This window comes from Acinetobacter sp. 742879 (genome assembly GCF_000588535.1).
Classification (GTDB): domain Bacteria; phylum Pseudomonadota; class Gammaproteobacteria; order Pseudomonadales; family Moraxellaceae; genus Acinetobacter; species Acinetobacter pittii.
The window spans coordinates 23888-37583 of record NZ_JFYC01000004.1; the positions used below are offsets into that span (position 1 = coordinate 23888).

19 protein-coding genes are annotated in these 13696 nt (G+C 39.2%); 4 read left to right on the forward strand and 15 right to left on the reverse strand.

Annotated features, from left to right (window positions below):
* Positions 1 to 32 precede the first annotated feature (32 nt).
* The 15 genes from J690_RS10975 to J690_RS0104295 form a co-directional block, all read right to left on the reverse strand.
* Entirely contained in the window at positions 33 to 1364 is a 1332-nt protein-coding gene (locus J690_RS10975; RefSeq protein ID WP_032035800.1) for a phage major capsid protein, read from the reverse strand.
* The gene (locus J690_RS0104265; RefSeq protein ID WP_050688040.1) at positions 1361 to 1987 is read right to left on the reverse strand and encodes an HK97 family phage prohead protease; all 627 of its coding nucleotides are present in this window, start codon (positions 1985 to 1987) and stop codon (positions 1361 to 1363) included. Before J690_RS0104265 ends, J690_RS10975 begins: the two co-directional genes overlap by 4 nt.
* A 57-nt stretch (positions 1988 to 2044) precedes the next feature.
* Positions 2045 to 3733, reverse strand: a complete 1689-nt coding sequence (locus J690_RS10980; protein ID WP_032035805.1) for a terminase large subunit — start codon at positions 3731 to 3733, stop codon at positions 2045 to 2047.
* A gap of 1 nt (position 3734) precedes the next feature.
* Positions 3735 to 4196, reverse strand: a complete 462-nt coding sequence (locus J690_RS10985) for a terminase small subunit (RefSeq protein WP_032035806.1) — start codon at positions 4194 to 4196, stop codon at positions 3735 to 3737.
* Between the two features lie 189 nt (positions 4197 to 4385).
* On the reverse strand, positions 4386 to 4601 hold the full coding sequence (locus tag J690_RS10990) for a hypothetical protein (protein ID WP_032035808.1): 216 nt from the start codon (positions 4599 to 4601) through the stop codon (positions 4386 to 4388).
* Positions 4598 to 4804, reverse strand: a complete 207-nt coding sequence (locus tag J690_RS10995; RefSeq protein WP_155762594.1) for a hypothetical protein — start codon at positions 4802 to 4804, stop codon at positions 4598 to 4600. The genes J690_RS10990 and J690_RS10995 overlap by 4 nt, the downstream gene beginning before the upstream one ends.
* Complete coding sequence (locus tag J690_RS11000; protein ID WP_050688041.1) at positions 4791 to 5330, reverse strand: hypothetical protein; 540 nt, start codon at positions 5328 to 5330, stop codon at positions 4791 to 4793. Before J690_RS11000 ends, J690_RS10995 begins: the two co-directional genes overlap by 14 nt.
* On the reverse strand, positions 5327 to 5635 hold the full coding sequence (locus J690_RS11005) for an HNH endonuclease (protein WP_032035813.1): 309 nt from the start codon (positions 5633 to 5635) through the stop codon (positions 5327 to 5329). The genes J690_RS11000 and J690_RS11005 overlap by 4 nt, the downstream gene beginning before the upstream one ends.
* Positions 5622 to 5843 carry a hypothetical protein gene (locus J690_RS11010; protein ID WP_032035815.1) on the reverse strand — a complete coding sequence of 74 codons (222 nt, stop codon included), beginning with the start codon at positions 5841 to 5843 and terminating at the stop codon, positions 5622 to 5624. The genes J690_RS11005 and J690_RS11010 overlap by 14 nt, the downstream gene beginning before the upstream one ends.
* 1 nt (position 5844) lies before the next feature.
* The gene (locus tag J690_RS11015) at positions 5845 to 6204 is read right to left on the reverse strand and encodes a hypothetical protein (RefSeq protein ID WP_050688042.1); all 360 of its coding nucleotides are present in this window, start codon (positions 6202 to 6204) and stop codon (positions 5845 to 5847) included.
* Between the two features lie 170 nt (positions 6205 to 6374).
* Positions 6375 to 6848 (reverse strand): hypothetical protein, encoded by a 474-nt coding sequence (locus tag J690_RS11020; RefSeq protein ID WP_032035819.1) that lies wholly within the window; start codon positions 6846 to 6848, stop codon positions 6375 to 6377.
* A gap of 363 nt (positions 6849 to 7211) precedes the next feature.
* Positions 7212 to 9959 carry a DUF5906 domain-containing protein gene (locus tag J690_RS23545; RefSeq protein ID WP_081405134.1) on the reverse strand — a complete coding sequence of 916 codons (2748 nt, stop codon included), beginning with the start codon at positions 9957 to 9959 and terminating at the stop codon, positions 7212 to 7214.
* Between the two features lie 2 nt (positions 9960 to 9961).
* Positions 9962 to 10852, reverse strand: coding sequence for a hypothetical protein (locus J690_RS11025; protein WP_032035822.1), 891 nt, complete (start codon positions 10850 to 10852; stop codon positions 9962 to 9964).
* On the reverse strand, positions 10845 to 11342 hold the full coding sequence (locus J690_RS11030; RefSeq protein WP_032035823.1) for a phage regulatory CII family protein: 498 nt from the start codon (positions 11340 to 11342) through the stop codon (positions 10845 to 10847). The genes J690_RS11025 and J690_RS11030 overlap by 8 nt, the downstream gene beginning before the upstream one ends.
* A 17-nt stretch (positions 11343 to 11359) precedes the next feature.
* Positions 11360 to 11614, reverse strand: a complete 255-nt coding sequence (locus tag J690_RS0104295; RefSeq protein ID WP_050688043.1) for a hypothetical protein — start codon at positions 11612 to 11614, stop codon at positions 11360 to 11362.
* A gap of 173 nt (positions 11615 to 11787) precedes the next feature.
* Between J690_RS0104295 and J690_RS11035 the strand changes: the two genes are divergently transcribed.
* From J690_RS11035 to J690_RS11045, 4 genes are all read left to right on the forward strand, one after another.
* Positions 11788 to 12519 (forward strand): hypothetical protein, encoded by a 732-nt coding sequence (locus J690_RS11035; RefSeq protein WP_032035827.1) that lies wholly within the window; start codon positions 11788 to 11790, stop codon positions 12517 to 12519.
* Positions 12520 to 12607: 88 nt separating this feature from the next.
* On the forward strand, positions 12608 to 12838 hold the full coding sequence (locus tag J690_RS11040; protein ID WP_032035829.1) for a hypothetical protein: 231 nt from the start codon (positions 12608 to 12610) through the stop codon (positions 12836 to 12838).
* Entirely contained in the window at positions 12835 to 12996 is a 162-nt protein-coding gene (locus tag J690_RS24270; protein WP_155762595.1) for a hypothetical protein, read from the forward strand. Before J690_RS11040 ends, J690_RS24270 begins: the two co-directional genes overlap by 4 nt.
* On the forward strand, positions 12996 to 13631 hold the full coding sequence (locus tag J690_RS11045) for a hypothetical protein (RefSeq protein ID WP_050688044.1): 636 nt from the start codon (positions 12996 to 12998) through the stop codon (positions 13629 to 13631). The genes J690_RS24270 and J690_RS11045 overlap by 1 nt, the downstream gene beginning before the upstream one ends.
* Positions 13632 to 13696 lie beyond the last annotated feature (65 nt).

The window sequence follows — 13696 nt, forward strand, 5'->3', positions numbered from 1 at the left end:
AAACAGCCCTATTGGGCTGTTTTGCAAAAAATTTAAGCTGTAGGGTACTTGATATAGCCAGCTGCCTGTTGTCGACGTTTTTTCCAACGAATAAAACGCTCACCACGAATTGCCATCAAGTTATTTTGATATAAGTTGATCCAGTTTGGCGCAGCTTCCGTTCCTAGATTAATTGTTGCTTCAGTACTAATTGCAAAATCCATGAAATTATCATCAGCAAGCAAGATTTCACCAGGGACAACCAAAGCAATAATATCTTCCGCTTTTTCTGAAATTTCAACAGGTAACGTCAACCAGTACTTAGTACCATTTAAGTTCATACCTTCAAAATACTTATTACCTAAAGTATCTCGCATAATACTTAAAGATGCAGCGCGAGTTTCAGACATCACCCAAGTTGCACCACTTAAAGAAATACCTGCATCAGTTAGCTGCTTAATTACCTTCATGGCATCAGCTTCATACTGAGCAGCTGTCGTACCTGAGCTATCAATTGCTGTTACACCATTGAGAAGTGATGCAGGGCTATCATCGGATTCTGCTTTATCAGGATCAAATAACTGATCATCTAGGAATTCAGCTGTTGATTTCACCAAATCGTCACGAACCAATGCATCTGCTTTAGGATTTGAGAAACGAACTAACTCCTCAGATAGCAAAACAATACCTGCTACTTTAGATTTAGATAGCGTTACATTCCCATATGTTGGATTTGTTACAGGTTTAGTCTTTGTTTCACCTACCCAACCAACTGTTGACGCACCTGTTTGTGAAGGCATTTTAATATTGAACGGTACTTGACGCATTTTTGGGGCCAAACGGTCAACAACCGTTCTGCCTCGGAGTAATTCAATAAACTCTCCAGTTAAGTTTTCATAATTAACTAAACTTGAACCAAAGTTTGCATCAGTCGTAGTACCAATCACCGCTTTTTCGCTTAATGCATTTTGAACGATCTCAGGAGCACCCCAAGCTTTTAATACATCAATTGCGGTAACTTGGCCTTTACTATTTGCTGCTACAGCAGAGGCTTTAACCATTAAAGCAAACCCAATACCTTTTTCAAGATTTGGTTTAACTTCAATTTTTTCTCCACCAGTAGTTTTTACTGCTTCAGTAGGATTTTGTCCCTCAACAGGAGTTGTATTGTTTGACCAATCTGATTGAGATTTTTGAATATCTTCTAAACGTTTTAAGTTTAGTTTTAGATTATCTATTTCAGCTTCATGGCCTTTGATAGTAGCTTCATCTTCACCCTCAGGAGTTTTCCCATCTTTAAGTGATTTTTCCATAATACCCGAGATTTTTTTCTGAGTATCCTGAATAGTTGCTTTAATCTTGTCGATATGTTGTTGCAAAGTCATACGAGTTTTACTCCAGTAGATTTAAATTTAGGCGTATCAAGCAATTTCACTCCACCAACTTTTGGCACTGGAGCTGCTGGATTCTTCAACGACGGTGGATTACACAACAGAGATTTTTCTTGTGGTGTTTGTTCTGGATTTGCCTTTTTGTTTTGGCAAAGGGACTTAATCCCTGTAATGGTTGCTTCCTGATTAGCTGGAATAGTTACAGCTGATAACTCATACCAATCCCATTTAATAAATTTGTAGCCCCATGTGCCTTGAATATCAGCCATTTCAAGGCCTCGAAAACCAATGGACAAGCCACGGACAAGACCAGTTTTAATACTGTCCCAAGCCTCCTGAAGGCGAGCTTTTAAAGTTTCAGATTCAACCTGATCAGGTTTAGTCAATTGAATTTTGACTTGAATGCCAGCATCGGTAACGTTTGCTTCTACTACCTGTCCAATTGGCTGACGTTTATCGTGCTGCCAAAGAAATGGAACTGGCAAAGTGAATTGAGCACCTTTAGGCTCTACTACATCATCAACGCGGTCTGGCGTTGGTGTTGTTGCTATCCCTTCAAGCACCCATTGCTCTTCATCAACCGCTTTGATTTCGAGCAAACTATAGGCTTGCTTCATCTTTTTAGACTCCAAAAAAAAAAGCGACCTATTAGGTCGCTCGAAAATTAGAAAAACTTATATAAAAAATACTTGATGACTTTGCACAGGCAACTCAGGATTCATCGACATCAAAGCAACCCCATTGAAGGTTGCAATCAAAGGGTCAATTTTTCCTTTGCCTGACTCTTGCTTACGAATCGTCAAGGCGTTACCTTGATAAACCCCCTTAGCATTTCCAACGCACCAGTTCATCATGCGTTGCCCCGCATGTTTAAACTTTCCTTCTGCAACTTTCCTTTCGGTTGTTTGTACGTAACCCGACAATTGATACCCTTGGGGAACACCAATTAAAAGTTCAAATGGCACTTGCTCTAAAAGACCATCTTGCAAAGACGGCATACCCAATTTATCAAGCCCAATTGCAGCTTTTTCAGGGAACTTTCCAGCATCATAAATGCGTTTGCATATTTGAGCAGCTTGGCTAACGTCGTCACCGACATTTTTAACGATGACTAAATCACCATCTCGCTCAAAGTCTTCATAAGCTGGTGCATTTTCTTTTCGACGCTCTAAAGCAATTGGATGAACCCATGCACGGTTCCAGCAGTACCATAATGACCGATCATTTTTATCCCTACCAATGATCGACATGCCAAACATGTCATCAAGTCCACCGCCATCAAAACCAACCGTACACAACTCGCTCAAATCAAGAATAGATTCTAAGAAAAGCTTGTCTTTATAAGCTGATAGCAGCCAGAAATCAGCTCCCGCCCAACTGTCAGCACGCTTATTCATGCCGATTTCGACATTCAAATATTTAGCTAAAAATAACTGAATTGAATCTGCGCCACTTTCTTTTGCCTGCTCATACTTATTCAATAAATAACGGATATGGGTAGAGCGTCCAAGATTTGGATTTGTCACATAAAAATAATCAGGGTCTAAATATTTTTCCTCATCAAGCAGTTTTTGTGGGAACTCATACAAAACAGGGAGGAATGAAGGGTTTTCAATTTCCCCATCTCGCACCTTACGGGCATAATCTAATTTCTTTTTAAATATGCCCGCTGGTGGTTTATCTGATTGAGTTGATAACCAAATTAAAAAGCCCTCAGGGAATGAAGCCATACCACCCGTTGCTTCCTCAAGCATTGACTCAGCATTAGCACGTTCGCCAAATACCCAAAGCTCATCCACTAAAATAAATGCACCTTTGGCACCAGCACTTGAACCCGTTTCCGCAGCAACTACGGTCAAGACAGCTTTAGTCGTCCGATGGGTAATTGTTCGCGTATGTTCTGCCACATGAAATAAAGCATTTAATTCGGGATCATTCCGAATCATGTTTTTCATCGGAGTAAAGGAGTTATCAGCTACCTTTTTGGTAGGTGCAATGATGATAAATTCCGCTGCTTCACGGCTATTTAAAATAATAGCTGTGAGCATAATCCCCGCAGCCATGGTCGATTTGGTGTTTTTCTTACTAATGAGTAAGAAAAATTCATTAATTAACCTTTGATTACTTTGAAAGTCATATGCACCAAAGATGGTCCCAACAAAATCAAAAACCCATTGAGCCGTAATCTCTCCAATTGTTGGTTTACCAGCTACATCAACAACGATTAATTCTTTAAAAACACGTAAAGCCATATCGGCTTCATCTGGAAATAACGGCTTACAGGCAATTAAAGATTCTTTTGCTAAAATCTTCTTTTCCCAATCTGGGCAAGCTGTACTCCAGATCGGGGACATCGAAGACATATCAACTCACTCTTTGTTGTTTACGTTGCTCATCTGCTGTTGCAAATTTACTTTTTCTAGATACTTGATCAGCTTCATTATCTCGGACTTTTTTAACGCCATCCTCGCCCACTTTCCCAAACTCATAAGGCAATGCGGCTTTTGCAGCCTCAATACGTATCTTCCTGTCAATACGTGGATTTTTGTAAATTGTTTTCAAAAACTCCAAAGAATTTGATACATTCTCCATCGCTCGGAACTCAGCCTGAATAGCTGCTTCACCCAAAGGTGTAGCGTCCAGCCCCCCGCCCCCCTGAGAATTCAAGCTCGCCAGATATGCAACTACATCGGGATCATTCTCCAATTGGCATCCTTTAGCCGCTGCCGAGCGTTCTGAATAGCCAGCCAACACTGCTGCTTCTTCTTTTTTCTTACCCTGCAATCTTGCATGGGCAAATGCTTTCTTTCTTTGAGTTAAAGCCATTTTTACCTCCATTGTGCAAAATATTGGCAAGTTATATCGAAATTTATCTATTTTCTAAAAAAGTTTATTTACTTCTTTGAAAATAGGAAAATTTTCTACAAATGAGAAAGGGGGGCGGTGTCCGCTGAGACCCAAAAAATAATTTTTGGATACCCCCCCGTCATGTAAAAAATGCACCACAAAGGTGCATTATCTTTTTGAAACTTCAAATGTTCCACGCATTTCATCTTGATTCTTCAAACGACTAACTTGACCAACTGCTTCAGACTGTAAATCGGTTTTGCCAATTGGAGATCCATTAAGAAACATTTGCAGTGACTTCAGCTCGGTCATGTTACGAACATCTAAAACCTTTTCACCTTTAGGTACCAAGAAAGTTCCCTCAATGTATTTATCTTCACTCATTTTCCTGCCGCCTTTCTTCGCATACGTTTGAGTCGGTTCTTTATATTCTTTGGCAGTTGAACAGGTCGCGCATGATCAATACCAATGGTCACAACCATTCCCTCTTCCTGATTTTCGGAAGCCGTAGCTTCCTTAAAATGTTTTAGAATTTCTTCAAGGCGGGCATATTCATCGCAATGAATTAAATGTTCATGCATCAACATGTTGAACTCCATCAATTCTATTTATTCTTTTTAAACCAACATCATTCAGCTGCTCATCAGTCATGACTTCCAATGAATAACTAGAATCGAACACAATGACTTGCTTGCCTGCTTTCTTAAAAGCTTTAGTCAGATGGTCTAACTCGTTTCGCATTTGTTCATAACTATGGAACTTACAGAAGTTAACTCTTGCTAAGACAAGTACAGCATCAGGGTTAACCAACTCAAAATCTAAACTTAGTTTGTATTCCAAGTCTTTAACCTTCTGGCTCTGCTCGTTGTATGCTTGGCCCTGCTGGATTAGCAGCTTATCTTTAGCATTAATCTTAGCTTGCTGATATAACCATGAAGTCCAAGCAATATTGACAAGTGATGCAGCTATTCTTGATTCCTCGTCACTTCCTTTGGGTACATATGAACTCATTTGATTTGAATAAGATACATATGCAAGCAAGTGCCGAACTGGAGCAAACTCTAATTCAAACTGATTGCGAATTAATTCATCTTGTTTTGCAGCTGTATTCATCGCATACCTGCCTTGCTTTCAGCTAATGATTTCTTGTCATGACATGGCTTGCACAATGACTGGAGGTTATCCAGATCATCAGTACCACCTTGAGCCGTGTTAACGATGTGGTCACATTCAAGCTCCATGGTTATGCAACCACAATGGCAGCAGGTCCAGTCATCACGCTCATGCACTTGTTGTTTAAGCTTGCGCCATGACCGACCACCACGACCCTTGCCGTAATTCTTTTCAGGTTTTGGTAAAGTCGCATGATTGCTTTTAAGCGTTGGTAAGTTTGATGAACCAAGTTTAGGTAGTCTCATTTTTAATAATCCTTTGCCCTGCCTCAACTTCATCCAGATCAGCTAGTCTTAGCTGCCCATAGACTTGAACACGTGGATGGTTTTCACCATTCCACAGCACCTTGAAACATGATCCCGTTTGAACAACAACGCCAACATCGTTAAAACCTTTGATGTCGTTGCGGTATACAACTGGATCACCCAGCAACATTACTTCTTCATCAAACATTTCAATCCTCAACCATAAACAATTCAGCCTTAGATGAAATAGGCTCTAAAACAACTAAAGGTGTCTCGGCCACGACACGTTCATAGCAGCTTGAGCAAAGTGTTCGCCAATTTCTTTGATCCCAAAATAAGACCCGATCTGTTTTCGGGTCTTTTATATGGGCTACTTTGTCGGCTACTGATACAAAGCCACGACGGGCACAATCACTGCAAAACTCATTCATTGAGATAAAGTCAGCAGTAGCACCGCGCCAAGTCTTTTCTTTGCTGCCCTTCTTGCTTGCACGATCCAGAACCTTTTCAGCCTTAGCTGCCATAGCCTCTTGATGTCTCCAATGTTCCTCTCGTTCTTTTCGGCCCATAAATAATCCTCAAAAAAAGAGGGCTGTATGCTTTCCGAAACATACAGCCCTTTGAAATGAGGCCGTGGCCTCCAAGGAATTAACTTTAAAACTTACAATTCTTCATTATGGTGAAATGTAGATGAAAACTGTAAAACCTGTCAAGTTCTTTTTAATAAAAAAGCAATCTTTCAGGTATCTTTTTTTAATTGATGCATTATTTTAGCTTCAGCAATTTCATATTGATTGTCAAAAAACTCCTTCTTATCATCAATATGCTTACTCATTATATTTTTAACAGTCACATGTGAGTACCCTGAAAAAACTGCACGGTTACGTGTTGAAGGCTGATAATCACCAGAGACCATGCAAAACTCAATTAATGCAGTCTTTACGACTGGCAGGCGATATTCAACTCGCAAACCCTTCTCACAAAATTCCTGATCAAATTTTGATGTTAACAACTCTGAAAATATCAAAATATTTTCTGGAGTATTTGCACCTAAGCATTTCAAACGAATTAAATTCTCCTGTAGTCGGGTCAATTGAGAATAACTAATTGCTAAAATAACATCCTGAGCCGTATACAACGGCTTAGTATTATCCACTCTAATCGCTTCATAATTAACAGTTTTTGGATTCAATAACCGTATTAAATTTTCCATTCAAATCACCACTTATAATTATCAGTGTGTACCATGTGTACAATCTGTTTATGATTTTTGGAAAAGGTAAACACTGGAAAGCCTTTATATATAAAGCTTTCACTTAAATGTGTACCATGTGTACCATTTATATAAAGTTCTCTTACGTGAGAATGCTTTTTGAGTGATGGTTTAAGAATTACTTTGAAGGTTGTTAATTCAATACAGATATTACTTTTACGTATACGCGCGCGTGCGCAAATGGTACACATGGTACACATAGGTTTAAAAGCATTGATATATAAGGCTTGCAGACGTGTACCATTGTTTTGAATGGTACACATAAAGGTACACATGGTACACATAAAGCCTTGATTTTTATATTTATAGAGGCATCGGAACATTATCACCACCATCGAACGCCTTGTCAAATTTATCTATCTGTTCACCCAGCCAGTCCTGCAATGGCACATCTTCAGGAGGCACCCCAACAATAATCACTTTAGTTTGCCCTCTTGTGCCTTTAGGCTTTCGCCAATGCTTTTGATCTGTAGTAGAAACAATTCCATATTTCTTTGCCTCACCCATAAAGCGCTTTTGGCTCACAACGTGTTCATTTGTCCGTTTAGACCACTTCTGGTATGCATCATAGAGCTGCATAGACGTACAACTCACATATGGAAAATCCGTTTCACCCTTTATCCATTGAGTGACAAACGTGTCATAACCCGCTTTGGTATATTCAATAATGTCCCTTTTGGCCTCTGTCATCGGGGGCTTTGTGTGAGCATCAAAACCTGTTAAATCGACTTGTAGCAAAGCTGTGTAAAATGCTTGAATTACTTCTTTTGAATCGAGATCACGTGCAACTCTCTCCAGTAGGTCTGGTGGTAAAGTTGATTTTGGGTACAAGACTAAAAAACGACGGTCATTTTCTTCAATCGGTAGCGGTTGAGTATGGTTGGATAAAAATACACAATTCATGTGGTTCGCTTGGCGCATTGAAGCCAAGAATTTTTGATGAATTGATAGCGTGCTACCAGTAATTAAATGCTTAATAAAACCCATCATGCCATGCTTGGTTTTGTTGTTTGATATTTCTTCAAATAGCAAATACAACACCTGTTCGGCCCAATCATTGTATTGGCTCTCTAAATCGCGCTGATCTAAAGTTTTATGATAAATAGTGTAAATTTTCTCCATGACAGCGCCAAAAAACAACGATTTACCAGCTCCATGAATATTTCCGTGCATTAAAACAGAGGTTGCCATTTTTGCCCCTTTGTTTTGTAGAGGGTACGCTAACCATCTTAACAACCATCCAAATGCAGCCTTTTCCTCACCACAAAGATGTCGTAGTAAGTCGATAAAACTTTTGGCCTTATCATATGCAGTCTTGAGTGGTAATAATTGATCTGCCGAGTCTGGATCTACTAAAGCTGTAACCTCCAGACCAGTAAAAATATTAATTTGATGCTCTTTGGTTGAATTAGTCGGATCAAAAACTAAATCAACATGACGAATCATTCGACGGTGGGGCGATTTGGCCCAAATCTCATATTGATTTGGATACGCCTCTTTAATCGCAATATTTTTAATGCGTTCTCGGTTAATGGTATCCCATGACTCCAAAGTCCCTTCAAGATGCACAAAGCGCCCAAGCAAATCGGTAGCATCACTTGCATTTTGATCATCAATTTGTTTTTTCAAGGCATCAGCATCAATCATTTTTCTTTTGGGATGGGCTTGCCAGCGATTGGCAACAGATTTACCTACCATTTTTGTGAAGGCTAAAGACTTGATGACCTTCTTTTTGTAATCATCCCAAATATCTGTTTTACCTTCCACAAGCATAAATCGACCTAGACACTTTTCCAGTGAGAATTCAGGACGTTCAAATTCAATAATTTCTCCCTTATTCTTATTAGTAGCCACATCAACACTAGGCTTTTCATTCATAGGTGGTGCAAAATCAAGCTCAAAATCATCTTTTAAATCAACAAGTTGATCATCATTTTTTGCACTATTTTGGTACATTACCCCCAAATCTTGGCTTGCCTGAGCGGGAGGGGTGCGGGGAGAAGACGGAGTAATGGCCGAAGAATTAATTTTCTCTTCAATCTGCCTCCGCACTTCACTTAACCCCACTAACACATGTAAGTCATTAAAATCGGATGGATAAGAAGATGATGCTTGCGGCTGCCCCTCATTACTGTCATGACCCATTTTGCTGTTAACTGTACTAAAGTCGGGTAAAATCCCCAGCCCGCCTGTGGCAGCCACAGCTTTATTCGCAGCTTTTAAGCCTGCATCTGGAGGATTACTGTGACTGTCATCATCTGCACAATAAACAATTTGAGCTTCTGGAAACTTAGAGCGGATTGCTATCCCTACCTTGTCCACATTACTTGACTGGAAAGAAACAATAGTTGTGTAACCTGTCGCCTCATAAATACTTGCAGCCGTCGCGTAACCCTCGGCAATACAAACGACCTGTTTAGGTTCGGCAATCTGGCCTAACATATAAAAACAGTGGTTGATTCGACCTCCATTCAAATATGGTTTAAAACCGTCAGGATGAATTGTTTGAAGGTTCCAGATTTTCCCATTTATATCAAAAAGTGGAACAATTAAATGGCCGTTCCCATTGATACGGCATCCAAAATTTTTGACCTGTTTACGTTCCAAATATGGACAATCACGGTCAAAACTACGCCATTTAGACTCACGTTCTGCGCGCTTTGCGGCAGCCTCGTTCGCCTTAATCTCCTCTTGTTCAGCCTTGATACGATCTGCTTCAGCTTTATCTTTCCAGCGTTGTTTATCAGCTTCAGTTATTTTGGAGTCACCAGATAACCCCAAAATTGCTCCAACCTCTTGAAGTACTGCCGAGTAATCCATGTTCCTAGACTTTTCAATAAGCGCAAAACCATCACCCGCGTTACATTGGTTGCAGATCCATGTACCCTTCCCTTGCTTGTCATCACATCTAAAACGGTCTTTACCCCCACAAATCGGACAAGGTCCATGTTGGTTTTTTTTCGCTGGAACTTGAATGGCAAATGCTGGGAAAATTAAATCCTTCCAACGGCCCTCGGCTGCTTCACGAACTTGGTCAAACCTTAGAGCCATAATTATTCCCCTCTAAATCCATCGGAAATTTCCTGAAGCTGAGATTTACGTGTATCAATCTCTTCTTTTCTCGCCTCCCATTCATCAAAATCAATAAATTCCTCAATCTTTGATGAAACAAGATTGTTTAAAAATTCAGGACTTAACGCATCAAGCTCCCAGCTGGAAGTACCAAATTTTTTTCGATATGCATCAAAGCGAGAATCTGAGTCTTTGGCAGGGTTTTTAGGTGGGCGTAATTCTTCAATTTGATCGTAATTTAATGCGATTCGCTCAATTGAAAGATGATGCTCTCCCCCAGTTAACAAATTAATTCGCTCCGACAAATCGCGTGTCATATCTAATCCAGACGGGTCATGATCACCTAAATGGATGATTGTGTGACTTTTCCAATGAGGCTTACGAGTAATATGTTTCTTAGCAAAATCGTACAAAACCGAACTAGACGGATAACCACGTGCTGCCAATAATGGAACGTCATATTCATTACAAGTACGTTCCAGCACACCTACTAAAGCTTCCTTTTCTACAATTACATAAACTTGATTAGCTTGGTCCTGCCACATATTCATATGAAAGCTACTTACGCACGCATCAAGAATGCTTGAGACCGAACGCCAACTTGAACGAACAATAAAATCACGAGTACGGTCTTCAATAGCATCCCAATCAATTAATCCAGCAAGTTTTGCATCATTAATCATTGCAGCTACGCGTTTATATGAGTTCAAATCGTTTGAAATAACATCACGAGCGACTAATTGGTAATACAACTGACGCACCGTTAATACATATCCCTGTCTTTGATATGATCCAATTAAATCATTCATGAAATGGATTAATTCTAAAGAGCTGCGACGAAACTCTTTCGGTATAAAACAAACCTTAGACATCTTCATTCTCCCGAAAGGCTTCAACCATTGCGTAAAGATTCACTGCAACACGAATCAGATTTAAAACATCTTTTTGAATTACTGCTGCTTCATCATTTGTAATAACTTTGTCTGCAATTGCCTGAGCAACAGACTGAGAAAGATCACCTTGCTCACGAGCAAGCATTCCGATAGATGTCATAAAATTCGCATCGACCAGCAATGTAGTTTCGGGAAGTTCAAACCAAGCGGCATTTCCATGAATAGCGCAAACACTGTCCATAATTCGCTCATCTTTGGTTTCTGAGAGAATCGCTTCAAAGTGGTGAATATTTGCTTTATGAGTTGTGGTTGTCGGATTAATAGAATTGCGAAAGGTATTGATATTAAAACCGTTATTTTCTGCAATTTGAGCCATTAAGCATTCATTACTATTTGACACAGCAGCTTTTAAAGCCTGCTCAAGTGTTAACACAGCACGTTCACGACGTTCATTAAGTGTTAGATACATGTTTAAAATTCTCCATTTCAATCATGTTTTTGAACAAGGGATTTGGGTAAGGTGTAACCCGCAAACCAAAGCAAAAGATTTTCTTTTTTTAATTTCCCATTGCTCGCCAAAGCCAATGATTCGATTAATTTTATTGTTGGCATTGAATACCTAAATCGGAGCTTTTTGATGATGTATTTATCAGTAGTGCCCACTTTCTCGGCATATTTGCGCAACTCTTCAGGACTCATTGAGTCAACAAAACTTCTAAAATCAGTTTCATTTATTGCCATTTCGAATGTCTCAGGTACTAAACATTGCTAAAAGATACCTGTGAGGTTTCATTTTGTAAATACCTGTAAGGTTGCCGCAGGTTCTTTTAAGTCCAAAAAAACAACTTACGAGGTTGTTTGAGTTGAAGTTTTTTTAGTTGAAAATATTTATATAAATTGCCAAGGATTTAAAAATGTTGAATATCTTTGAGATTAGACGCTCTAATGTCTTAAGAATTACTAAAAGAATTTCACGAAAAAATTTAGCTTCCTTAATTGGCATGGAACGTGGTTTGTTAAATCAATACCTACGTGAAAAAAAGCCAAAAAACTTTGGTCAGGAAACGACTAATAGAATTACTACCGCCTTGAATCTCCCTGAAGGCTGGTTAGATCACTTGCAAGATGACAATGTAATTAATTATCTATTCAATGATTCTGGTGAGCTTGCGTCACTAAATGTCGCAGCGAGCGAAGATGATACTCAAAACAATAAGTTAGCCCCTGTAAATATTCTTAAGGATGAGTATAGAATAATTAAAGTATCTATCGGACTATTAGTAAGAAAGGGGGAGAATCTGGAAATCACGTCGAATTTAACCGAAACATACTCTGTTCATTATCCTGAAAATTTAAAAAACCCATTGGCTTTTTTAGTCATAGGCAACGGTCAAAGAAAACCTTTTAAAAATGGATGGGTTTTAATTTGTGAGCAGAATGCAGACCCAATTGAGGGCGAAGATTGCTTATTCTTTACAAAAGACAAAAAAGTTTACGTCGGCGAAGTACTATTTAATAAAGACGGATTTGTTGAAGTAGAAGATATTTTTGGAGAGCGAGAAAGTTTAAATATTGATGAAATAACTAAAATTTCACCTATAAAAGTTTATATCGCACCTAGCCAAAAGATTAAGGGCAGCTATTAAATTGTAAAATTGCAACCTGTCAGGTATTGACAACCTGACTAGTTAAAAAGTAACCTCGCAGGTATCCAAACACCTGCGAGGTTTCTTTATGTCAAAAACAACCCCAAAAAGTACCGATTCGGTTGCTCAAATCAACACAGCTATTGAACTCATTAGCGACGCTCATACAGGCAAACAGCTTGAAGAAGCTCGTAACACAGCTACAGCATTTATTGATGCTGCATATGAAAGTGAAGACATCACTTTAAATCAAAAACATCAACTTCTTAAAAAAGTTCGTACAGCCTACCGCATCCAGTACATAGGAGCAGCACGATGAAAATATCACAAGTTGCGGTTTTCAATATTGCCCTATTTGCAGCCTTCTCAGCTTGCACCTTTCTCGGTCTGAAATACGGCACAACAACTTTAAACCCTGTAAGCGAGTCTGTGGCTTACCAAGCTCTTTTCCAAAACAACAATGAAGGAAACAAATAATGCAAATTCAACAATTAAAAGCTGCTGAAGTAGTCCGTAATAAATATGGTTTCTGGAACCATCCAGAATGGGAAAATTATTTCAAAACAAATTTTAATCAGAATGAACACCTTTCTGATGAAGAAATTACACGTGTACACGTCCACTTCAATGTAACGACTGACCGCGTTTACTTTGAATCCGATGCCCCTGAAGAATTAACCTTTCGTTATTACGAAAAAGAAGACCAAGCAGCAATTATCGAATGGAACCCTTCTAAACCAGATCATGACCGTGATTGGTTTTTAGTCTCAATTTTTGAAAATAGTAATGGTGATGTCGTTGCTTTATGGGCAAAACAATACAACACCCTCTTATCAATTGAACGTCCACTTTTTGAGAAAAATTTTGTTGAAAAAGCTGGTGATCTTAGCTTTTTAAAATGGGAAGAATGCTCGGACGGTAACGGTTCATATCAAACTGATTGGGATGCATTCGGCCATAACAATGAATCTGAAGATGATGAAGCGATCATGGCACATGCTGAACATGTCACCTCTTGCCTCATGTCATGGCTTGAATGTGCCAAGTTAAAAAATAAAGAAATTGATGCTCTCAAAGCCGAGTTAGCAAAGGCTAAGGAGACAACCTTATGAAAGAATTTTTATCAGGTTTCAGAATCCTTGCAGTATTGCTAGCTGCCTATTTTATTGTCAGTCGC